General features: G+C 59.0%; 18 protein-coding genes and 1 tRNA gene. 9 read left to right on the top strand and 10 right to left on the bottom strand.

Annotated features, from left to right (window positions below; genetic code table 11):
• The first annotated feature begins 179 nt into the window (after positions 1-179).
• From BUA15_RS13140 to rpiA, 4 genes are all read left to right on the top strand, one after another.
• Positions 180-698 carry a DinB family protein gene (locus BUA15_RS13140; RefSeq protein WP_072716454.1) on the top strand — a complete coding sequence of 173 codons (519 nt, stop codon included), beginning with the start codon at positions 180-182 and terminating at the stop codon, positions 696-698.
• 66 nt (positions 699-764) lie between these two features.
• Positions 765-2,003, top strand: a complete 1,239-nt coding sequence (locus BUA15_RS13145) for an ABC transporter permease (RefSeq protein ID WP_072716455.1) — start codon at positions 765-767, stop codon at positions 2,001-2,003.
• A gap of 3 nt (positions 2,004-2,006) precedes the next feature.
• Positions 2,007-3,230 carry an ABC transporter permease gene (locus BUA15_RS13150; RefSeq protein ID WP_072716456.1) on the top strand — a complete coding sequence of 408 codons (1,224 nt, stop codon included), beginning with the start codon at positions 2,007-2,009 and terminating at the stop codon, positions 3,228-3,230.
• A gap of 3 nt (positions 3,231-3,233) precedes the next feature.
• On the top strand, positions 3,234-3,938 hold the full coding sequence (gene rpiA, locus BUA15_RS13155; protein WP_072716457.1) for a ribose-5-phosphate isomerase RpiA: 705 nt from the start codon (positions 3,234-3,236) through the stop codon (positions 3,936-3,938).
• A gap of 77 nt (positions 3,939-4,015) precedes the next feature.
• Here the strand turns inward: rpiA and BUA15_RS13160 are convergent, their stop codons facing one another.
• The 5 genes from BUA15_RS13160 to BUA15_RS13180 form a co-directional block, all read right to left on the bottom strand.
• On the bottom strand, positions 4,016-4,681 hold the full coding sequence (locus BUA15_RS13160; protein ID WP_072716458.1) for an energy transducer TonB: 666 nt from the start codon (positions 4,679-4,681) through the stop codon (positions 4,016-4,018).
• Positions 4,682-4,776: 95 nt separating this feature from the next.
• Entirely contained in the window at positions 4,777-5,127 is a 351-nt protein-coding gene (locus BUA15_RS13165) for a VanZ family protein (protein ID WP_072716505.1), read from the bottom strand.
• 2 nt (positions 5,128-5,129) lie between these two features.
• Positions 5,130-6,725 (bottom strand): bifunctional ADP-dependent NAD(P)H-hydrate dehydratase/NAD(P)H-hydrate epimerase, encoded by a 1,596-nt coding sequence (locus BUA15_RS13170; RefSeq protein WP_072716459.1) that lies wholly within the window; start codon positions 6,723-6,725, stop codon positions 5,130-5,132.
• 47 nt (positions 6,726-6,772) lie between these two features.
• Positions 6,773-8,431 (bottom strand): Ig-like domain-containing protein, encoded by a 1,659-nt coding sequence (locus BUA15_RS13175; protein ID WP_072716460.1) that lies wholly within the window; start codon positions 8,429-8,431, stop codon positions 6,773-6,775.
• Entirely contained in the window at positions 8,415-9,005 is a 591-nt protein-coding gene (locus BUA15_RS13180) for a hypothetical protein (protein ID WP_072716461.1), read from the bottom strand. Before BUA15_RS13180 ends, BUA15_RS13175 begins: the two co-directional genes overlap by 17 nt.
• A gap of 97 nt (positions 9,006-9,102) precedes the next feature.
• Between BUA15_RS13180 and BUA15_RS13185 the strand changes: the two genes are divergently transcribed.
• Both BUA15_RS13185 and BUA15_RS13190 read left to right on the top strand, forming a co-directional pair.
• Positions 9,103-9,882, top strand: coding sequence for a TrmH family RNA methyltransferase (locus BUA15_RS13185; protein WP_072716462.1), 780 nt, complete (start codon positions 9,103-9,105; stop codon positions 9,880-9,882).
• Positions 9,883-10,006: 124 nt separating this feature from the next.
• Positions 10,007-11,227: an alanine dehydrogenase gene (locus tag BUA15_RS13190; RefSeq protein WP_072716463.1), complete on the top strand. Its 1,221-nt coding sequence runs from the start codon at positions 10,007-10,009 to the stop codon at positions 11,225-11,227.
• Here BUA15_RS13190 and BUA15_RS13195 read toward each other — a convergent pair.
• A complete protein-coding gene (locus tag BUA15_RS13195) occupies positions 11,224-12,267 on the bottom strand; it encodes a LacI family DNA-binding transcriptional regulator (protein ID WP_072716464.1) in 1,044 nt (347 codons plus the stop codon). The genes BUA15_RS13190 and BUA15_RS13195 overlap by 4 nt on opposite strands.
• 647 nt (positions 12,268-12,914) lie before the next feature.
• Here BUA15_RS13195 and BUA15_RS13200 point away from each other — a divergent pair.
• The 3 genes from BUA15_RS13200 (at position 12,915) to fsa (ending at position 17,390) form a co-directional block, all read left to right on the top strand.
• On the top strand, positions 12,915-14,588 hold the full coding sequence (locus BUA15_RS13200; protein WP_072716465.1) for a sodium:solute symporter: 1,674 nt from the start codon (positions 12,915-12,917) through the stop codon (positions 14,586-14,588).
• 15 nt (positions 14,589-14,603) lie between these two features.
• Positions 14,604-16,652, top strand: a complete 2,049-nt coding sequence (gene tkt, locus BUA15_RS13205) for a transketolase (RefSeq protein WP_072716466.1) — start codon at positions 14,604-14,606, stop codon at positions 16,650-16,652.
• Between the two features lie 69 nt (positions 16,653-16,721).
• Positions 16,722-17,390: a fructose-6-phosphate aldolase gene (fsa, locus tag BUA15_RS13210; RefSeq protein ID WP_072716467.1), complete on the top strand. Its 669-nt coding sequence runs from the start codon at positions 16,722-16,724 to the stop codon at positions 17,388-17,390.
• A 309-nt stretch (positions 17,391-17,699) separates the two neighbouring features.
• Here fsa and BUA15_RS13215 read toward each other — a convergent pair.
• From BUA15_RS13215 to BUA15_RS13235, 4 genes are all read right to left on the bottom strand, one after another.
• A tRNA-Ser gene (locus BUA15_RS13215) sits at positions 17,700-17,786 on the bottom strand.
• Positions 17,765-18,460, bottom strand: coding sequence for a class I SAM-dependent methyltransferase (locus tag BUA15_RS13220; protein ID WP_084660605.1), 696 nt, complete (start codon positions 18,458-18,460; stop codon positions 17,765-17,767). The genes BUA15_RS13215 and BUA15_RS13220 overlap by 22 nt, the downstream gene beginning before the upstream one ends.
• Before the next feature lie 169 nt (positions 18,461-18,629).
• The gene (locus BUA15_RS13225) at positions 18,630-21,008 is read right to left on the bottom strand and encodes a T9SS type A sorting domain-containing protein (protein ID WP_072716506.1); all 2,379 of its coding nucleotides are present in this window, start codon (positions 21,006-21,008) and stop codon (positions 18,630-18,632) included.
• 1,298 nt (positions 21,009-22,306) lie between these two features.
• A complete protein-coding gene (locus BUA15_RS13235; RefSeq protein ID WP_072716469.1) occupies positions 22,307-22,909 on the bottom strand; it encodes a hypothetical protein in 603 nt (200 codons plus the stop codon).
• Between the last annotated feature and the right edge of the window lie 159 nt (positions 22,910-23,068).

Genomic DNA, 23,068 nt, shown 5'->3' on the forward strand with positions numbered 1-23,068 from the left:
GATTTTCCAGGCCGCCGACATGGCCGAAATGCTTCAAAGGGACCCGTACCTCGGCTTTGAGAAGCTGCTGTTAAGTTACACACAATCTGTCAAGGGCCTCATGCCAGTGAAATTGTAACTTTTATCTTGTTTTAGAATATGCTGTTGGGCGGGGCAGCCTGCAAAAAACGGGATGGACGATGACCGAACCATGGCTTATTCCGGATGAGCGGCAGGGGCCGGACGCCCGGCGGGCGGATCTGCTGAAAGGGTTGCAACAGGTGCGGGTCTGGATCGAAGCGGCGCTGGACCAGCTTCCAGAAGAAGCAGCGCTGTGGTGGGAGCCGGCGCCAGGCATTCCGTCGATCGGTGCGCGCGTGCAGCACATTTTGCGCGCCAGCCGACGGCTGGCTGCGTATGCGCTGGATCCAGCACCGGATCCGGAAGCCCTGGCTGCTGAGGCCCGCCTGGACTGGCTGCCCCGGGCGATCGCGCTGGCACCGCTTCGGCAGGAGTTGCGCCAGCAATTTGAGGAGCTGGCGCGACGTATCGAGGCGCTTTCCGACGCCGCCCTGGACGAAATCCGATACGTAGGCCGGCGGCGGCTACCTGTGCGGCGGGCCACCATCCTGCACCATCTGATCGAGCACGCCGCGCACCATAGCGGCCAATTAATCCTGTTGGCTCGTCTCTACCGCCACCGGTCTTCAGCAGGTTAACAGACGCAACCCCATCGGTTTCTGCTCGTAGGCTACAACAGTCGCTGTTCGGGAGGTCGACCGCGTATGTCGCTTTTGCTATTCGAAATCTGGGAAGGCCTGATGGCCGCCCTGCGGGCGATAGCTGCCCACAAGCTACGGGCCGTCCTGACCACGCTGGGCATCATCATAGGCATCGTGGCCGTTACCCTGATGGCCACGGTGATCAACGGGATTGAGCGCGATTTCAATGCGTCGCTTTCGGAGCTGGGGACCGATGTGCTGTATGTGGAAAAGTGGCCCTGGATTGTAGGACCCGGCTCACGCTGGTGGGAATACATCAACCGACCGGACATCACGCCCGAGCTGGCCGACATCATTGAAGCGCGGGCGCGCTACGTGGTAGCTGCGGTGCCTGTGCTGGATCGAAGGGGAACGGCCCGCTATGGGGGGACGACCGTCTCGTCGCTGACCATCGTAGGGGCTGCGGCCGACTATCCCCGGGTGCATGCCGTGGACCTGGCACTGGGACGGTTCTACACCGAGGTGGAAGAACGAAGCGCTCGCGCAGTGTGTGTGCTGGGAGCCGAGGTGGCGGCCCGACTGTTTCCCGTTGAACAACCCCTGGGTAAGTTTATTCGACTCAGCGGCCATCGCTGCCAGGTTGTCGGCGTGCTAGTGCGCAAAGGTAGCGGACCCGACAGCCCGGCCTCGACAGACAACTGGGTGTTTCTCCCGTTTCGCACCTATGCACGTTTCTTTGGCGTGCGCCATCGAAGCGTCTCCATTCACGTCAAGGTAGTAGATCCGGAACTGATAGAACTAGCGCAGGACGAACTGACCGGCATTCTGCGAGCAGCGCGCAAACTGGACGCGCTCGAAAAAAACAACTTTGAGATCAATCAGCAACAGGCCCTGCGGGAACAACTGGCGCCGGTCAAAGCGGCGATCTACGGTGTCGGACTGTTCTTGACGGGGTTGTCGCTCTTGGTGGGCGGGGTCGGGGTCATGAACATTATGTTTGTGTCGGTGAAGGAGCGCACGCGGGAGATCGGCATCCGCAAGGCCGTGGGAGCTACCCGCCGGGCCATTCTGGTGCAGTTTCTGATTGAGGCCATTCTGGTGTGCATGATTGGCGGGGTGATCGGTGTGCTGTTGGCCATGATGCTCACGGGCGTGGTCAACCTGTTCATTGAGGCGTATCTTCCGGCCACCACGGTAGCTTTGGCCTTTCTGATCTGCGTGCTGACCGGCATCACATTTGGCCTGGCACCGGCCTGGACGGCCGCCCGCGCCCAACCCATTGAAGCCTTGCGCTACGAGTGAGCTATGGAATTTGTCGAAGCCTTCCGTATGGCCTGGACAGCCCTCCGCACCAACCGGCTGCGGTCAGGACTGACCCTGCTGGGCATGGTGATCGGCGTGTTTGCTATCATCAGCTCGGTAACGGCCGTCAAAGTGATTGATGTGTACTTTCGGGACTCGATGAACTTTCTGGGCTCCTCTACCTTCACCATTAGTCGCTACCCAAGCATTCGGGTGAGCAACGAACGGTTTGCATACCGCCGGCCCATCACCTACGCCCAGGTCGAACGACTCAAGCGCAGTCTGTCGCAGCCGGTATTCATCAGCATTATGGAGTCGTTTGATCTCGGGGCTGTGCGCTATCAGGATCGGGAAACGGAGCCGAACGTGCAGCTCATTGGCACCGATGAAAACTTCCTGGAGAACTTCAGCTATGAGTTGGACGCAGGCCGTTTCATCACAGCGCAGGACGTGCACTACGTTCGTCCCGTCATTGTACTGGGGTCGGTGATTGCTGAAGAGCTCTTTCCCAACGAAACGCCGCTGGGCAAGGTGGTCCGCTTCGGGGGGCATCGCTACGAGGTCATCGGGGTGCTCAAAACAAAAGGTAGTTTTCTGGGCTTTAGCCAGGACCGGCGGGCGCTGATTCCGATTACGACGGCTTTTGCGCGCTATGGATTGCCGGAACGGGACCTGGCGCTGGTCAGCGTGCGCGTAAGCAGTCCGGAGCGATTGGGGGCCGCCATGGACGAGGTGATCAGCAAGTTGCGCATTATTCGAAAGGTAGCGCCGGGCCAGCCCAATGATTTCGAGATTAGCACGAACGATTCGATGCGCAGCGTCTTTGAGGCGTTCACGCGCACGCTTTCCATTGGAGGGGCCGGGATTGGATTGATCGCGCTGCTGGCTGCTGGCATTGGGATCATGAACATCATGCTGGTATCGGTTACCGAGCGCACGCGGGAGATCGGCATTCGCAAGGCGGTAGGCGCCCGGCGTCGCGACATTCTGCGGCAGTTCTTGCTTGAAGCATTTTTCTTGTGCCAGATTGGCGGGCTGGTCGGTATTTTACTGGGAGCGCTCGGAGGGAATCTGGTGGCGGTGTATTTTGACATTTCGGCCGTCTTTCCCTGGAACTGGGCGCTGGGGGGCATGCTTCTGGTTACGCTGGTAGCTGTGGTGTTTGGGAGCTATCCGGCATACAAAGCCGCTCGGTTGAATCCTATTGACGCGTTACGCTACGAATAGCCTATGCCATTATCGGCAACAGAACAGGCGAAAAAGGCGGTTGGCGAAAAGGTAGCAGCCCTGGTGGTATCAGGCATGCGGCTGGGACTGGGAACCGGCTCAACGGCTGCATGGGCCATTCGTGCAATTGGGCGGCGGGTGCGAGAGGAAGGACTGCAGGTGGTTGGGGTTCCCACTTCCTATGCCGCAGAACAACTGGCCCGGGCTGAAGGCATTCCGCTGGTTACGCTCGCAGACGTGGAAGAACTGGATCTGGCTTTTGATGGGGCCGATGAGGTCAGTCCCGCGTTAGATCTGATCAAAGGCCGAGGGGCGGCGCATACCCGGGAAAAAGTGGTGGCTACGCAAGCGCGGCGGTTTGTGGTGCTGGTAGATGCGTCAAAGCTGGTGCATCGGCTGGGCACGCGCTGCCCGGTGCCGGTCGAGGTGCTTCCCATGGCGGCTGCGCCCGTGATGCGGCAGCTTCGGCGTATGGGGGCCGAGCCTGTTCTACGCATGGGGAAAGCCAAAGACGGACCAGTGGTAACCGATCAGGGGTTCTGGGTAATCGACGCGCACTTCCCGGAAGGGATCGACGATCCGCAGGCGCTGGCAATGACGCTTTCCACGATACCCGGCGTGCTGGACCACGGGCTATTTCTGGGCATGGCTACCGATGTGCTGGTAGGCGAGGCCAACGGACAGATCCGCCATATGCAGCGATCCTGAACCGTTCTCAAAAAAGTAGAAAAAAGGCGCAGCCCTTCGGCTGCGCCTTTTTTTCGCACAGATGCGCCACGTAAAGCTTACTGGAGGCGGAAAACAACCGGCAGAGTGTAACGCACCCGCACGGGACGCCCGCGCTGCCGACCTGGCTTGAATTTAAGCTGGCTGACGCACCGAAGAGCTTCTTCATTCAGGCCGGCACCCGGACCGCTCAGCACCTGCGGATTGGTTACATTACCATTCTCATCTACCACAAACTGCACCACTACGCGGCCCTCAACCCCGGCTTTCCGGGCGATCTCAGGATAGCGGATGCACTCATAGAGGGCCCGCATGCCTCCGATAAGCTGAGGCATTTCCTCTACGATCACAAACACCTCCGGCTCCGGCTCCTCTTCCTCCTCGGGCGGCGGCGGAGGCGGCGGCACATTGGTAATGGCTTCGTTGATGTCCAGGGCGGCGTCCAGATTCAGATCTTCCTCTTCCAGCATCGTTTCATCTGGCACTTCTACAGGTACGGGCGGCCGTGGAGGAGGCGGTGGCTTGACTTCTTGCTTGGTCTGGATGATCTCCTCCATTTGCACCACTTCCTGCTCCTCCATCACGAACTGGATCTCCTGCTTAGGCCGCCATTCGACCCGGAAGGCCACAATCAGGAGGAGCAGCGTAACAACCAGGCCGATCTCAATGTACAGCGGGTAACGCTTTCGCAGATCAGCCTCCTCCGTTTTCCGAACGATTCCCATGACCGATGGCTACTGGTTGGTGTAGCAGCGAAGATACGTCGTTTTCAACGTTCGAGCAACCACGCTTATGCATGAAGGATTGTTGAAGTTCCGACTCAACTGTCGGTAGGATAAGGGGCCAGCCAGCGATCCAGAAAGTAGCCGGCCAGCAGGCCGAGACCATCGGCTACTAGATCCAACCACTCGGCAGAGCGGCCTATTGGCAGCAGGTATTGTCCGGCTTCGGTGAGAAAGGCCAGCAAGGTGCCCGTGATGAACACCCATGCAAGACGATGCTTTCCGGAAAGCACTGGCAGCCAGAAGCCAGCAAAGCCGGCAAAAAGAACAAAATGAGCAATTTTGTCGATCCACTGGAAAACGATGGGTTCGACCAGCTCGCCGGGCGCAAAGCAGGCGACCAGCACGCCCAGCGTCCATCCCACGGCCAGTAGGCGAAACAGCCGCATGGTCATCGGTCAAAACGCGTTCGAAGTACAGCGGGCAAGTAGGTCAGCAAGTCGGATGCCATCATGGTTGCCGTTCCGTAATGGGCGGCGTAGTGATCGGCAACAGCGCCGCCCACATGCAGGGCGCACACGGCGGCCTGCGTGGGGGGCAAGCCCTGCGCCAGCAATCCTACGCACAGGCCGGCCAGCACATCGCCTGTTCCGGCGGTCGCAAGCGCCGGATTTCCTGTTGCGTTAATCCAGACCGTTCCGTCAGGCCAGCCCACCACGCTGGGCATACCTTTTAGCAGGAGTACGCAATGCCATTGTTGCGCGTACTCCTGCACGACTTTGATGCGGTGGGTCAGGTCTACGTCGCCTGCCAGGCGGCGGAATTCGCCGAGGTGTGGCGTGAGGATCCAGCGTCCCTGCGCATGCCGTGGGATCAACTCGGTAAATCCGACCAGCGCGTTCAGGCCATCGGCGTCGATCACAGCAGGAAGCGATGTGCGTTCCAGAAGCGTACGGGCAAAACGCTGCGTGTCCGGATGGCGGCCCAGACCGGGGCCGACAAGCAGTGCGCGGGCGCGTTCGAGCCAGCCGTCCAGCACGTCAAAGGCATCTTCCTGGTCGATACCGCCCCGTTCGGTTTCGGGCAGGCCCAGCAGGGCGACTTCGGTTAGCTTGGTCGCTAGAACTGGCCGCACATCCGAAGGGCAGGCGCAGAGCACGTAGCCTGCGCCGATTCGTGCAGCGGCGGTGGCGGCCATCACAGGGGCTCCGGTGAACTCTCGCGATCCAGCTACGATAAGGGCCAGCCCTGCACTGTACTTATGAGCGTCGTGCGCACGCCGGGGCAGCCACTGGCGTATGAGGGCATCGGAGGCGCGCCAGGCACAACCTGGCTGGCGCGCTGCCTGCTCCAGTACGTGTCGTGGAATACCAATGTCGATCACATCAACGGTGCCGCACAGCCGGGGTCCCTCACCCAGCAACAGCCCTACTTTGAGCGCGCCCATGGTGACAGTACGGGTTGCTGCAACGGCAGCGCCCAGGACCTGGCCGGTATCGCTGTCCAGTCCTGTGGGTATGTCGATAGCCAGAATGGGGGCCGGGTGTTCGTTCAGCCATTGTACCAGTTCTCGGATGGGAGCGCGAAGCGGACTGGAAAGCCCGGTGCCCAGCAGCGCATCGACGTACAGATCGGCCCGGGGCAGATGATCCAGCTCGGCCAGATCTGTCAGCCGATGCAGGTGCAGGCGGTGGGCTGGGTCTGCTTCGGCGAGGTGCTCCAGAAGTCGGTAGTTGGCCGCAGCATCATCGCTCATGGCCGAAGCGTCTGCCAGCGTCACCACGTGTACGTGAGCGCCCCGGGCGTGCAGCACGCGCGCCAGTACGAAGCCATCTCCGCCGTTGTTGCCTCGCCCGCACAGGCACACAACGGTTCGCGCTGCCACGGTGCCCAGCATGCGGGCAGCCACTTCGGCAGCGCCACGTCCTGCCGTTTCCATCAGCACGCGGCCGGGCAGTCCCAGCGTCTCAATGGTTTGCCGATCGGCTTCGCGCATCGCCCGGGCCGTAAGTACGGGTTCAGGGTGGGCTTCCAAAAGGGGGTTCATAGGTCTGCGCAGTTTTTTTTTTGCAAAGAAAAAGTATATCAGGGCGTCTAAGGCAAATGAAGCCTTGAAAAACGCAGCGTATCGCCGGCTGCAATTTCCCAGCGGGGGCGCGTCTGTAGCGGTTCAGGGAGCCAGCTCAGGGGTTCCGGAGGAGCATAGGGAAGGAGCTGGCCACCGTCCCAGCGCTGGTTACCATTGTAATCCAGGAAGGCGCGGACGCGGAAGCGTCCTTCGGGCAGAGACTCGAAGTGAAACGTGCCTCCTCCAGGCGGTAATCTTTGCTTCTGGACCGGCAGAGCAGGAGTTTCCGGAAGCAACTCGACAATCACCGGAGCCGTGGTGTCGGCTGCCTGCACCACTCCGCTCAGGCTGCCCAGCATCGCGGCTGGCATGAGGGTCAGCGTAGCGTGCCAGAGCGTATCGGGGTGGCCGCTTATGCGTCCCTCCAGCGTCAGGTGCAACTGCTCACCCGGACGAAGGGGCGGATCGGGAATCAAGGTATAGGTGGTGCCATCTGCACTTTCTAGCCGGAAGGCGCGGGGACGACCGGTGGTATCGGTCAGGGTCAGGTAAGCGGCCAGGTCAGGTGGTGGCAGGTTGAACCGGAGCTGCAGCAATTGATTCGGCAGCAGTCGGGCCTGCGCACCTGGAATGAACCCCAGGAAGCGAAGACGAAGGGTGTCGCGGCGCGCAAGGCCTGTAAAACGCACCGTGTCGGGCCGGACCGGATTCCCGGCGGTGTCCACTACGCCGCCAGCGCGCAGCCAGTGCGTAACGGGTTGAAGGGGAGGTGTGTAGAGCAGCACATCGAACGGACGCGCTGGCACCTGGTAAACAGCCTGGATGGGTATGGCTGTCTCGGGGGTAAACAAGAGCCACCGAGAGGGGTCACGTGTTTGCAGCCGAACCGGTTCAGAAAAGCGCACCTGTAGGCGTCGGTTAGACAGCGGTCGAACCTGCCGGAGGATGGGCGGGAGCGTGTCCAGGTGCGTTATCAGCCAGGGGGTCGGCAGGAGCTGACCGCTGGTGTCCGGCTGGAGGGCAGGGTGAGGTGGGGCCGCAAAGGCTTCGCCGGGATCCGGCTGGCGGTTGCGATTGCGGTCTGCCAGTGCAATTACGAAGTAGCGTTGGTCACTCAGGTAAGCAAATTGAAAACGCCCTTCTGGATCGGTCTGAGTGCGATAATCTGGACTGGGAGGCCAGGTGCGCAGAGGGAGGCTGTCGGTAAGCGCGTAGGCGTACACGTCGATGTTGGCAACAGGTTGACCAGAAGCTGCGTCGAGCACGCGCCCGACCAGTTGGCCTCGGTTGATTGTAGGACCCGTAGAGAAAGCCAGCACGATGGGTTCACGAAGAGAGACGCCATGCAGATCACGCAGGTCTGTATCGAACGTCAGCACGTAAGTCGTATTGGAGCGCAGCGGAGTGGGCAGCGAAAAGGTAACGGTTCGGCCCCGAACGCGCACCTTGGGCGGACGTTCTGGCGCTGGAGTGATCGACAGCGCACGGGCTACGGAAGCCGGATCGATTCCCTCTGAAAAAACCAGCCGGATCCGTGGATCCTGCACGTTGGTCGCATTGGGAGGAGGGGTGCTTTCCACCAGCGCTGGCGGCGTACGGTCCGGAGGACCGCCAGAAGGCGGAACCGGGTTAGCACAGGCTGTTAACCCTATCAGGAGAACCAGCCCTTTATGGACGAGGCGCATCACCGGAGCGACTTCGCAAGGTGAACAGCAAGTAAATGCTCAGGGTAGTGGCTACCAGTGCGACTGCAGGAAGCACGTAGCGCTCCAGGAGACCCGGACGCTCGGGAGGCAGAGGCGCCTGGGTCTCCGGGAAGGCCGGGTGTTCCAGATGAGGAAGTAGCCGCTGCGCAACAGTATCTACGGCTACCGGCTGGCACGACCACACGTCCAGCAGGCGCCCATCCGGACTTAGCAATTCATAGCGCAGGGCCAGCGTCACGGTTCGCTGTAGATGCTGCGCATCGAGGCGGGCATACGCGACACGAGCGGCTTCGATCCGGTAACGTAGCGTAGGAAGACGCAGGGTATCGCCGAAGTACACCTGCCGCTGCTCCTGTAGCCAGTGGGCTTCAAGATGAACGCGCAGGTAGGGGAGGGTATCGGGCGCCTCCAGGCGAAACGCCTGTAGCGTATCGGGCAACGCCAGACAGGTGCGCGCCAGCTCCTGAAAGCGTTCCAGATTAGTAGGTTGGGCTGCGGCCGGCGTGCGGCTGCTCCAGAAGAACAGGCTAAGCAGAAGCAAAAGGCGTCGCATGCAACCCTGTGCTTTTACGCTCAAAGATCTGAAATCCCGAAGCCAAAGTCAGCCAGGGGCGTTCTGTAAAAACTTTCAGTAAGCTGAAACTCGCTTCATGCTGACGCGGCGTCGCCTGAAAGAGCTGGCTCGGTTGCATCAGCGTAAATACCGGGAAGCGCTGGGGCAATATCTGGTCGAAGGGGTTCGGCTGCTGGAAGCCGCTCTGGAGAGTCAGGCTCCTCTGGTGGAAGTTTTAGTGACCGAGGAAGCGCGCCGCCGTCCTGAGGTGCGAAAGCTGGTGGCGCGGGTTTCGGTGCCGGTTGCCGTTGTGTCGGAGCCGGTGATGGCACGTCTGTCGGACGTAGAAACCAGTCAGGGGGTGCTGGCGGTGGCGCGGCTGCGGTGGGAGGCCCCGGAGCACCTGATGCGCTGTCGTTGCATTCTGGCGCTTGATGGATTGCAGGATCCCGGAAATGCCGGGACTATCCTGCGCTCGGCGGCCTGGTTCGGGGTAGAAGCAGTAGTGGCAGGTGCCGGAACGGTAGATCTGTACAATCCCAAGGTAGTACGGGCCGCCATGGGAAGCCACTGGGATCTGACGCTGGTGCGAGCAGGCGACCTGGCGGCATTACTCAGGCACCTCCAGCGTAAGGGCTTCAGTTGCTACGGGGCCGATCTGGAAGGCATTCCGGCTCCTCGATGGCAGCCCCGTTCTCCTGCCGTGCTGGTATTGGGCAACGAAGCGCATGGGCTGCGCCCAGCCGTGCAAAAGCAACTGGCGGAACGGGTCATGGTACCGGGAACGGTACGCCGACGAGCTACCGAATCGCTGAACGTTGCTATGGCGGCCACAGTGCTGCTCTATGAGTGGCTGGGACGTTGCAGGCAATGGTAAAGATTCGGGGCGATCCTCTTCAAAGGATAGAATTTTCAAGCAACCTATAACAGGCTTACGCTTCTATCTGTAAGGGTGCTCATCGTATATTTAAAAAACTGTAGTCATAGATTAAGCGTCTCCTATGGAGATTCCTGCCCTTCAAGGGATGACCATCGGCCAGGCCCTCCTGCCGATGGAAAAACCGCTGCGGTTACGTGAGCAGCACCGCTCACTGCGCATTGGAGTGCCCCGAGAGGTGGCAAATGAAGAGCGGCGGGTGGCCCTGGCGCCCAGCGGTGTGGCGACGCTGATTGCCAACGGGCACGAAGTCTACGTGGAGCAAGGAGCCGGCGTGCTGGCAAACTTTCCCGATACTGAATACATGGAAGCCGGGGCCCAGATCGTGGCGACACCAGAGGATCTCTACAGTCAGTGTGAGCTCATTGTCAAAGTAGGACGGCCGACCGAAGAAGAACTCAAGCTCTTGCAGGAAAACCAGGTGCTCATCTCGGCGCTGCATCTGGGGTCGGCCACGCCGGACTTCTTCCGGCGGCTTATGGAACTGGGCATTACTGGGATCGGATTTGAATTCATTCGCGATTCAGACGGCACGCTGCCCATTGTGCGCATGATGCATGAGATCATGGGCTCCATGGCGGTCCAGATTGCGGCGCGCTATCTGGAGAGCAACGAAGGGGGCAAGGGTGTTATGCTGGGAGGTATTTCAGGCGTGCCGCCTGCTACGGTGGTGATTATCGGGGCCGGAGTTGTTGGAGAGTGGGCTGCCCGCACGGCGCTGGGCTTTGGGGCGCATGTTGTAGTGCTGGATACCGACCTGGGGGCGTTGCGGGCCATTGAGCATTTCTTGGATCGACGGGTAACCACCGCGATGGCCTCGGTTGAATATATTCGCAAGGCGTTGCGGTCGGCTGATGTGGTCATTGGGGCCAAGATGGGCGAAGGACAGCGCGCGCCTATTCTGGTAACCGAAGACATGGTCGCCGAAATGCAGCCCGGTTCGGTCATTGTGGACACCATGATCGACCAGGGCGGGTGTATTGAGACCAGTCGCCCCACCACGCACTCCAATCCTGTGTTCCGAAAGTACGAGGTGATCCACTACTGCGTGCCAAACATGCCCTCCAACGCAGCGCGAACTGCTACCTATGCGCTAAATAACGTGCTGGTCCCCTATTTGATTGAAATTGGCGAGAGTGGCTCCATCCATGAGGCCCTCTGGCGCAATGTAGGGTTGCGGAATGGCACGTACGTTTACCGCCGCCATCTGACCAAAAAAAGTCTGGCTACTATGTTTGGGCTGCCCTACCGGGACATTGAGCTGCTGATCGCCTCAGGACTCTAAGCGGGCAGGTGTAGCGGACGGGTGGTGGCGCGGAGGACTAGCTCAGAATGCAGATGGATTTTTTCAATAGAAACGGGCCGGTCCGCTTCAATATGACGGATCAGCATTTCCGTTGCTTTCTCTCCCATGGTTTTTTTAGGGACGTGCACCGTTGAAAGCAACCACGGGGTATAGCGGAGGAATTCCAGGTCGTCAAACCCCATCACTGATACGTCGTCGGGAACTCGAATGCCCCGTTCTTGCAGCGCCCGAAGTACCCCAAGGGCTACAAGGTCGTTATAACAGGCGATAGCCGTCGGCCTGGGAGAAGGTCGCCGCGCAAAGTAGGCCTGAGCCGCTTCGTATCCATCCCGAGCGCGGGCACCTGCATAGATAACCTGATCATCCGACAGGGATCGGTTGAAAGCGCTGAAGGCGCGGCGAACGCCTTCGAGCCGCTCTTTTGCATGCGGCGAGTATTGCGGTCCGGCAAAGTAAACAATATGCGCATGTCCTTGCTCAATGAGGTATTGAATCGCTGCCTGAGCGGCGTATGTGTTATCAATGTCTACGAGGTTAGCCTGCAGTCCAGGAATGCGCTCCAGCAGCACGAACGGGATGTTGCGGCGCTTGAGTTCAAAGAGGTGGGATAGATCTGCTTCGTCACTGAAAACCGGCGTGATAATAAAACCATTGACATCCTGGGCGATCATAAGCTGGATAATCTGCTGCTCTGCCTGAAGCGATCCCTCAGAGCTGGCAACGAGAATGGTATATCCCTGGGCTTCGGCTACCTGCCGTGCTCCGGCGATTAATTCCGCATAGTATGGATTATCGCCTTCTTTAATAATGAAGCCTATGCTGCGTTCGCTATCGGAGCGGAATCGATGCCGAGCGAACTCGCGGGGACGATAGTTCAGTTCACGGATTACGGCCAATACTTTGGCCCGGGTGGCTGCGCTAACCGTATCCCGGTTGTTTAGAACGGCTGATACCGTAGCTTTGGAGACGCCGGCAAGGCGAGCTACGTCTGAAATCGTCGGGTTACGGTGGGGTTGCATAGGAGGATTGCGGTTCCTGCCCAATAAACTGTGTCACTAAATCGGTTTAAATTCTACTAAAATATAATAGCGCGCGTTTGCTAATTTCAATGAGTGACAAACGCCGAGTTCAGCAGTTCTATGAACTTCGATCCATCAGGCCGATATCTTGCAAATCCTGCGGCTTGCAGACTGTTGACTGGAGATGCGAAGTACTAATGGTGGAGATGTCTTTATTAGTGTTCGTTACCGATGAGGTGTGAGGCGTTCAAAATCGGCAGGGAGTGCATTAAAGCCTTTTGTGGCGGCCTTATGCAGCAGGATTTTTTATACTTTATAAGAATTTGCGTGATGCCTTTGGAGTATTGCGCAATCAAATAGATATTTAGTCTTCAACGACGAGCTTTGCTACCATAAAACTGTCAGGCGGTTGTGGTGCCAATATGCCGAAGCCAGCCGGTGATTGTTCGAAAAACTGGGAGGATTGCACGCCATCAGGGGGACTTCAAGCAGGATAGCTGCTGCATTGATTGAGGAGCTGTTTTTCCTGGCCGACCGGGCAAAAGTGAGCCGATTGGGTTTGCGGTATAGATCTTTATCGGCCTCCAGGCCGAGTTTTGAGCGCATAGCAAGGGGTTGATTCGTTAACAGCTTAACCTGCTGGACGTATGACGGTACTCGACTGGTTCATCGTTGCGGCCTATTTCGGGATTCTGGCAGCCATTGTCTGGTGGTCCTCGCGCCGCGTCAAAACTTCGACAGACTATTTCTTAGCGGGCCGTGATGTGGGCTGGTTTGTGGTCGGCGCTTCGGTTTTTGCGTCAAACATCGGTTCTGAGCACATTGTCGGGCTGGCGGGCAGTGGAGCCGCCAACGGATTAGCGCAGGCTCACTGGGAGTTGCACGCCTGGATTCTGGTGCTGTTGGCCTGGGTATTCGTGCCGTTCTATTACCGATCGGGGGTTTTCACAATGCCCGAGTTTCTAGAGCGGCGCTTTAGCAGCCGGGCACGGTGGATCCTTTCGGTGGTGTCGCTGGTGGCCTATGTCTTTACAAAGGTGTCGGTAACGGTTTATGCGGGAGCCCTGGTGTTTCGGACGCTGCTGGCCGACGTATTCGGCTCCCCGGATCAGGCCTTCTGGGTGGGTGCGATCGCAACAGTGTTAGCAACTGGCATCTATACGATTCTCGGAGGGCTTCGGGCAGTGGTCTACACGGAAGTGTTGCAAACGGCTCTGCTGATTCTGGGCAGTGCGTTTATCACGGTGTTTGGATTGTCAGCGCTGGGCGGATGGAGTGAGCTGCGCGAGGTGGCCCGCCTGCAGGGCGAGCAGTGGGCCCTGTGGCGCTCGAACGAGGATCCGAACTTTCCCTGGCTGGGGGTGATGATTGCGTCGGCTATCACGGGCATCTGGTACTGGTGCACCGACCAGTACATTGTGCAACGAACGCTGGCAGCTCGCTCGCTGCAGGACGCGCGCCGAGGGGCACTCTGGGGGGGATTCTTAAAAGTCTGGCCCGTCTTTATCTTCCTGGTGCCGGGCATGATCGGCTACGCGCTGCATCTAAAGGGCATCATTCAGATTCCAACCGACGCTGCAGGGCGCGTGCAGGGAGATATGGTTTTCCCGACGCTGGTGGCCGAGTTGCTGCCACTGGGATTGCGCGGGCTGGTGGTGGGCGGTCTGCTTTCGGCGCTGATGTCGTCGCTATCGTCGCTGTTTAATTCGTGTGCGACGCTGTTTACCGTGGATATTTATGAAAAGCTGCGTCCCGGGCGGCCGGAGGCGGAACTGGTGCGCGTGGGACGCATTGCGACGGCCGTAGTAGTAGGCCTGGGGCTCCTATGGATTCCGATTATGAAGGTGATGGCCGAGTCGAAGGCGGGGCTCTACGACTATCTCCAGAACGTGCAGGGATTCCTGGCGCCGCCCATCACGGCTGTCTTTCTGCTGGGCATCATGAGCCGCCGAATTAATGCCCGCGGCGCAGTCTGGGGATTGGGAGTTGGCTTTGTGCTGGGGATGGTGAAGCTAACGTTGCAGTCGATGGTGCAAAACGGCGTGCTGGACCGTTCGACGTGGCTAGGGGCGATAGGGGATTTTAACGGATACTATTTTGCCGGTATCCTCTTCCTGATCAGTGTGTTGATTATTGTGGGGGTGTCGCTGTTGACCGAGGCGCCGCCTGAGGAGAAGGTCCGGGGATTGACCTTCCGGACCGTGTCGGCCGAAGACCGAGCAGACAGCCGCAAAACGTGGGACTGGCGGGATGTGGCGTTGACGCTGGTAGTACTGGGACTGGTGCTGACCATCTATCTGTATTTCTCCTTCTGGGTGTGAAAAGAAGCAATGCACATGTGTGAGCAAAAGGCAACGGAGATCCCTACGGAGACGCAGTTTGTGCCAGGTGAAGTGGACGAGCTGTGCGTGAACGCGATTCGGTTTCTGGCGATTGATGCGGTGGAACAGGCAAAATCGGGCCACCCGGGGATGCCTATGGGGGCTGCCCCGATGGCTTACGTGCTCTGGACCCGGCATCTGCGGCACAATCCGCGTGATCCCAGATGGCCCAATCGGGATCGGTTCGTGCTTTCGGCCGGGCATGGCTCCATGCTACTCTACGCGCTGCTGCACCTGACCGGCTACGACCTGCCGCTTGAGGAATTGCAACGCTTTCGACAATGGGGATCACGCACGCCGGGCCATCCGGAGTATGGGCTGACGCCCGGTGTGGAAACAACGACGGGACCCCTGGGACAGGGCTTCGCAAATGCTGTTGGGATGGCTATTGCGGAGCAGTACCTGGCGGCGCACTTCAACCGCGAGGGTTTCCCGCTTTTTGATCACTTTACGTATGTGATTGCCTCCGACGGCGATCTGATGGAAGGGATCTCGCACGAGGCGGCTTCTCTGGCCGGGCATCTGGGGCTGGGGAAGCTGATCGTGCTCTATGATGATAACGACATCTCCATTGATGGCTCAACCGACCTCACCTTCACGGAAGACGTGGGGGCGCGCTTTGCGGCGTATGGATGGCACGTGCAGCACGTGGACGATGGCAACGATCTCGCGGCGCTTGACGCGGCGCTCTGGCAGGCTCGGGCGGAAGAAGCGCGTCCCTCGCTGATCATTGTGCGCACGCATATCGGCTACGGGAGCCCGAACAAGCAGGACTCGCCCGCAGCACATGGCGCACCGCTTGGCCCCGAGGAAGTACGCCTGACCAAACGTAACCTGGGCTGGCCGGAAGATCGGACGTTTTACGTGCCAGAAACCGTGTATCGTCATATGCGGCAGGCGGTAGCTCAGGGACAGCGGTTGCAAGCTGCGTGGGAAGCATTGTGGACGCGCTACCAGGAAGTGTATCCGGCCGAAGCCGCCGAGCTAACCCGGTGGCTGCATCGACAATTGCCTCAGGGATGGGATGAAGCACTTCCGGTCTTTGAGGCGGGTAAAGCAGTGGCAACCCGTCGGGCCAGTGGCGCCGTGCTTGACGTGCTGGCAACGCGTCTGCCCGAGCTCATCGGTGGATCGGCCGATCTGGCCGAGTCGAATAAAACGCACCCGAAAGGGCGCGCAGCTTTCAGCCGCACCAATCGAAAAGGGGGCTATCTCCACTTTGGCGTGCGCGAACATGCCATGGCGGCTATCTGTAACGGACTTTCGCTGCACGGACTGCGAGCCTATGCCAGCACGTTTCTGGTGTTCAGCGACTACCTGCGGCCGTCGCTGCGGCTGAGTGCGCTCATGGAACAGCCGGTTATCTATGTGTTTACGCACGATTCCATCGGACTGGGAGAAGATGGCCCTACCCATCAGCCAGTTGAGCACCTGGCCAGCCTGCGCGCTATTCCCAATGTGGTCGTGCTGCGACCGGCCGATGCCACCGAAACGGTAGAAGCCTGGAAGGTGGCGCTGGAACGCGAAGAAGGCCCTACTCTCCTGGTGCTGACGCGGCAGAGTGTGCCCGTACTGGATCGGCAGCGGCTGGCACCGGCTGAAGGGGTTCGTCGGGGCGCTTACGTGCTGAAAGAAGCCCAGGGCACGTTGCAGGCGATCCTGCTGGCTTCCGGCAGCGAAGTGCATGTAGCCCTGGCAGCCGCTGAACAGCTCGAAGCGGAGGGGATCGGAACGCGCGTGGTCAGCGTCCCTTCCTGGGAGCTCTTCAAGCAGCAGGAACCAGCGTACCAGACTTCGGTGCTGCCTCCAGACGTAACGGTGCGGGTCGCTGTCGAGGCCGGGGTTGAACAGGGATGGGAACAATGGGTGGGATGCCAGGGCCGAATCGTCAGCCTCGAACACTTCGGGGCTTCGGCACCCGGGACCGTTCTGTTTGAAAAATTTGGCTTTACGCCCGAACGAGTGGCCGGCGAAGTGCGCGCTCTGCTGGAGCAGACGTCCTGATGCAGATGGAGCTTTGAGGCACGGAAAGCGTACGCCCAGAAAGTGTAGACTCAAACCACGGCAGCGGTCATGAAATTCTTTCTGGATACGGCCGACCTTGGAGAAATTCGCGAAGCGGCAAGCCTGGGCATCCTTGATGGCGTCACCACTAACCCGACGCTTATTCGGAAAGCAGGCGCGCGCGACTTTCACGAACATATCTATCAGATCTGCGAACTGGTCGAAGGTGACGTATCGGCTGAAGTAACGGCCACCGACTATGAAGGCATGCTGCAGGAGGCGCGGGCGCTGGCACGCATTCACGAGCGGGTGGTCGTAAAAATCCCGCTGATTGCAGAAGGAATCCGGGCCATCAAGACGCTTTCGGCTGAAGGGATCCGCACGAACTGTACGCTGTGCTTCTCCCCCACGCAGGCGCTGGTGGCCGCCAAAGCGGGCGCCACGTATATCAGTCCGTTTGCTGGTCGGCTTGATGATGTATCTTCCGACGGCCTGCGCGTGATCGAGCAGGTGGTGCGGATTTACCGAAACTATGGCTTTAAGACGCAGGTGCTGGCTGCTTCGCTGCGCCATCCGATGCACGTGTTGCAGGCAGCGCTTATGGGGGCCGATGTGGCGACCATGCCCTTCAACGTCATGATGCAACTGCTCAAGCATCCGCTGACGGACGTGGGGCTGGAGCGCTTCCTGAAAGACTGGGAGGCTTACCTGCAAGCGCAACAGATGCAGACTACCTGATCCCTGTGGTGCAGCCTGATGCGCCTGAAGCTCCGGCGAGCGCGTCGGAGCTTTTTTTATCCTCGCCGGACAGCTACGCGTCCGCAGACGCTGCCTGCCCCCGCCCTTCTTGCCTGACAGCGCATAAAACCGGGGGCATTCGCTGGCCTCGCACTTTGCGAGGCCGGACGCATGGCTTTTGGAGACGACCGGCCACGCGCGCCCGCGACGAGCCACGTCCTGCAAACCCTGTGCGATTGGATGGCCGGCAGTTCGTAAAACAAAAAAGCTCATCCGGAAAGCAGTCCGGATGAGCTTGCAAAGCTGGTGCGGAGGGGGTGGGATTCGAACCCACGGTGCCCGTAAGGGCACGCCGGTTTTCAAGACCGGTGCATTCAACCACTCTGCCACCCCTCCGGTGAAGCGTCCAAACTAACGCCCTGCAGCACTTCGGGATCCAAAGGGCGCTGGCCACGCACCACCACAAAACCGCCACTTCCATAGCCTGGCTGCACAGGATCTGGACGATGCAGCGTCTCGGGATCGGAAAAAAGGGTCTGCCGCCAGATCAGGTGCGCAAACCCGGCCGCTTTCATAAGCTTCGCTACTTCGCCAGCCGAATAAAACCGGGCTGCCTGATAGAAAGGGCTGGCATGTTGGCGTTCCAGATAGCGTTGGCCCAGCGGACTTTCCCGGTCGATGAAGCCAATCACCAGAAAGCCTCCGGGTTGAAGGACCCGGTACGCTTCCCGAAGTGCCCGGGACGGATCGTCCACGAAGCACAGCGTCGTGACCATCAGCACGGCCTCAAAGCGCCGGTCTGGAAAGGGCAAAGCCTCGGCCACGCCTTCGATCACCTGAATGCCCCGCCGCCGGGCAAGGGCGCGCATCGCAGGCGAGGGGTCCAGCCCGTAGCGGATTCCGAGTGGTTCGGCAAACCGTCCGGTTCCTACCCCCACCTCCAGCGCTTCGCGTACCGGCGGCCACAGCGCCCGAACGGCCGCCAGCTCCGAGGCATAGGCCGCCGGATGCCGGGCAAACCAGGCATCGTAACGGCGAGCATGCCGATCAAAAGCCGCTGTTCGGGCCATGAGAGACATCGGGAGGACTATGGCTGTAACGTCCGGGGCGAAGGAAACGATTCGTCAACAGAAAACCCCGTCGGCTCTAAAGGCCGACGGGGCCTATCAGGGCACCTGGGTGGGAAAGAGGAAACCGTCCGCTGGTGATGCCCCGACTGGTAGCTGCCGCGCTCTTATTCTATCGTTGCAGGGTGACGATGCGATGCCGCACATAGCGTCGGCCATCGGCGGTTTGGACGTCCAGCCGCACCAGATAGGTGCCGCCTGCCAGTCCGGACGCATTCCATGCAATCTGATGATGGCCGGCGGCAAGCGTCCTGTGCACGAGCTGTCGGACTTCCCGTCCCAGCAGGTCGTACACGGTCATCTGCACCTGTGCTTCTTCGGGTAGCGTCAGCTCGAAGTGGGTCTGGCCGAAGAACGGGTTGGGGGCAGGTCCTTGCCAGTCAAATCTGGGTGGCTGCTCCTTTATATGCAGGGCAGTATTCAATTCGGACGGGTTCGCGGTAGCAGAAGCAAACAGGGCAGGGTCATATTCTTCTGCCAGGACCCAGATGGCGTAGCCGCGCGGCGGCGCCCAGACATACACGCGGCCATCGTTGTAGATATGGGTGGTTTCTCCGGTGGCCGGATTGATCAGGTCTTTGCCCGCCCAGCTGGGCCAGCCGTTGGGGGCGCTGTCCACCCAGAGGCCTTTGGTATCCGTCTCATGATCGTTCAGCACCAGAATGGCTCCTGAACGGGTGCCGTTGCCGCCCCGGCGGGCCACGAACACATCGGCCACATCAGTGCTCGGCCAGGGGTTCCCTACCTCGCTGAGCACGACCATGGTACCGCCCAGGTAATTGCGGCGCAGGTTGATCAGCCGGATCAGGTCCTGGCGCAGCGAGGCCGGCGCCTGCACCGTAATGCTGGGGTCTCGGTGGTCGTGTTGCTGGATGCTGTAGAAGTGCGGATAGAAAATGGTGGGGCGCCCTTCGGCAAAGAGAATGTAGGCATAGGCCATGTCCCAGTCGCGCCAGAGCCACTTGTCGCTTTCTTTGCCGGTGTCGTGATTTTCGACGAAGGTGACCACCTGGATGCCCGACAGGTTGTTGCCTCCGTTGTCGCGCACCAGACCTGCGTGGTTCAGCCAGCTCATGTCCCAGTCGGCCCCGTTCCAGTTGGCCATGTCCGTCAGCGTAGACTTCAGGGGAAAGTCGAAGGCGTCGGCGTCGGCCCCCAGGCTTTCGACCGTCGTCACCCAGCTTTTGATCGCGGCCTTTCCGCCCCAGTATTCGGCCACCACAAAGCGCTGGCTGCCATCGCTGCGTTTGGGCATGCTGTTGATCCAGGCGGCTGCGAATTCGGGCTGGTAGCCACGCACAAAGTCCAGGCGATAGCCGTCGAACCCGACCGTATTGGTGAGCCACTGGCCCCAGGTGATCAGCCGGTCCTGCACGACCGGGTCGAAGGTGTTCAGGTCGTTCCCAAAGAATTTGGTGTTGGGAATGACCTCGTCGGTACCGGGCCATCCCAGGTAGTCCCGGTCGTCTACGGGATGAAAGTGACTATAATTCCAGCTCCAGTTGGCCTCGCCGGGACCGGTGTGGGTCACATAGGTGATGCCCGTGTAGGTCCAGGCCTGCAGGGCAGTGGGCGCCAGGTTTTGCCCGTTGTGCCAGATCTCGAACGGATAGTACCCCCGTCGCTGGTCGGTGGGGACAAAATCGAAGGGGTTATACACTTCGCGCCGCGCCTCCAGACGAATTTCAATGGTATGAGAGGTGGTCAGGGTAATCTTGTACTCGTCGATGTCGCCACACGGATCGATGTGGCCCCAGACGTGCTGGCCGGAGCCGGGAAACACGTTGTACTGGCCATTCCCATCATTGGGCTCATACTCCCAGTTGGCGTTGCCGGGCGTGTTCGGTTGGTCGGGAGAGCCGTCCCAGTTGATATAGAGGTCGTAGCCGCGCTCGCCTTTCGGGTCGCTGCAGGGGAGCCAGTAGCCTTTGATTTTGATGTAGTAGTCGCCGGGCTCGGCATTCGGGATGCGCCAGATGATCTCGTTGGTCGGATAGGGACTGAACTGGTCGTAGATGCCGTCGCCGTCCGGGTCACGAATGGCTTCATCAAACACATACTGCTTGACGGCCGGGTTGGGCTCCAGGTTGTCGGGGCCACCGAAGATGTGGTTCAGAACGATGTCGGCATACACTTCGATGCCGTAGGCATGCATGGTCTGAACCATGTTCAGCAGCTCATCCCGACTGCCAAAGCGGGTCTCGACCGTGCCTTTCTGGTTGTAGTTGCCCAGATCGAAGTGGTCGTAGATGCCATAGCCCATGTCGTAGATGCCGAAGTTGCCCTTGGAGGGCGGAGGCACCCAGATGGCCGTGATGCCCGCGGCAGCCAGTTCTGGCGCCTTGGCCGCCAGCGTGTCCCACCAGAAGCCGTTTTTGGCCGCGGTATCGACCGGCACGTCCCAGTAGAAAGCCTGCATCATGACGTCGTGCTGCGCCTGCGCCCGAAGCGCCAGGCCCGCCAGCAACAGGAAAAACAGGTACCGATACATGGGGAAGCGAAGGCCTGGTTTTACCTGGAAATATGTAATCGCTTTCTCCATTTTTTAGGATGAACAATGAAGATTTAGTGTGTAGAGACATTTATAATGATGTAAACGCTTTCTTGCAAATTTTCCTTCGAAACTTTATCATTTTTTCAACTCAGAAATGCGTTCTGGTGTCGGAAAAAGCAGTGTCTGTAGGGGTTCAGAGTGCCCTGCGCCGCAGGGTGCGTCGCCTGGAAGCCAACGCCCGCGTCTGTGGTCAGGCCAGCATGTGTCCGCTCGTCCTCAAGGTGGGAAGGCCGAGCTGAAACAGGACAATTTCAGGGATTCCCCCGTGGAAAGACCAGAAGCTGCACCTGCATCGGTTCGCATCGTATGGACGGATCGATCTGCAATGAAAATTGATTTTGCTCGGTCTGAGAGGACGTCCCCACGTCAGGCGTTTTTCTCGGGAAGCGTAGCGCTATTGCTCCCTGCGGCCTCGCTTCGCAGTTCCCGCTGCTTGCCAGCGTCTACCATGCCGGCAGGCCCGCCAGAATCCGCACGTTGAAGGTATAGGAGTTTTTGGTGGGCAGACTCCCTCTCACCGATTTTTGTCATGCTTGGGGGATGCTTTACTCTGGACATGGAATGGAATTATGGAAAGGCGAGGACTTCGAATTGGCACTTCACTTGGCCTACGCCATACCGGGAAGGCGACAGAATTTTTGTATTGCTGAAAGAGGCCGTGATATGCCAGACTAAGACAATACCATGGTCTCTATTTATCTACCTTTATCTTAATATATTTCTTTGATAGCAGCAATATTGCAAATACAAAAGGAAGCCATAACAAAAATGCAATCCATGAAACAGGATTGTTCATAAAACTCTCACCTCTGACGAACAGAGCAAATCCTGAAATTATCCATAAATACAGCGTTGATATGTAAATTGATTCTCTCGATTTTAAGCTGCCGATCACTAAAACGAAAAATCCGAGGATAAAAATCAGTAATTTTGCAGAAAATACTGTAGATTGAAAAAGTATACTTCCTATATTAATCTCTTCTAAGTTAAAATTGTGCTCAAACAGCTTGAAAAAGAAGCTTGTTAAAGCCATTATTAGGAATACAACAAAAAAAGAGGTTATCAAATATTTATTTTTTATTGTTCTCAGAAAGATCATGATGATTTGCTATTGTGGTTTTATAATTTCTCCACAAGCTTTTAGGTAATGCTCATTTCGCTTGCAATCTGTATAGTTTTGTCTGCACCACTGAGAAAAGTCTTGATAATACTCATCATAAGCTGCGGTTAAATAGTCAGCTCCTGCGAATAATCCAACAATTACGCCTCCAAGCGCACACATTACTCCCGCACTTGGCGATGTAGCTAATTGGAAAATTTTTACTAAAAGCTCGGCGCCACCAGCTACTCCCATCCCCCACCACCGACCAGAACGCCTCCACCCACGCCTCCCGACCAAACACCAACACCGCAACACTATACAACACCCCCGAACGCTCCGCCCCCAACGCCGCCACCACCGCCGCCTCATACCGACCCAGCCGCGCGTCCAACTCCGCCACCGTGTGCGACGTCCGAAACACCTCCCACAACCGCCCCATCCACACCTGCTGCTCCGCATCCAACCCCAGACTGTCCCACCAGGCCGTCAGACGATCCCCCGAGCGAGCCTCCCCCAACACCAACTGCGCCCGACGATACCCCGTCAGCACACCCGTCACCCCATGCGTCCGCTCATAAGCTGCCAGCGCCTCCTCCAGCAACCGACCCACTTCCTGACGATCCAGCCGCTTGCCCGCCCGAAACGCTTCCTGGCGCCGCACATAGCGCACCACGAAACGCGCCAGGCGTTCCTGCTCTTCGACCAGCGCTCGGCGAAAACGCGAAGGATCCAGCACCGCCTCCTAGTTCGGCGTTGGTGTCCAGCCCTCGCACCCCGATAGGCCCACCAGCAGCGTGAAAAGCCCGATCGCAACGACAGGGCGTCCGGATCCAAAACGAGCCATCCCTTTCAGGACATAGACCGGTTTGGTGTGGGAAATGTGCCACAAAACCGC

Origin of the sequence: Rhodothermus profundi (assembly GCF_900142415.1) — a bacterium.
Classification (GTDB): Bacteria; Bacteroidota; Rhodothermia; order Rhodothermales; family Rhodothermaceae; genus Rhodothermus; species Rhodothermus profundi.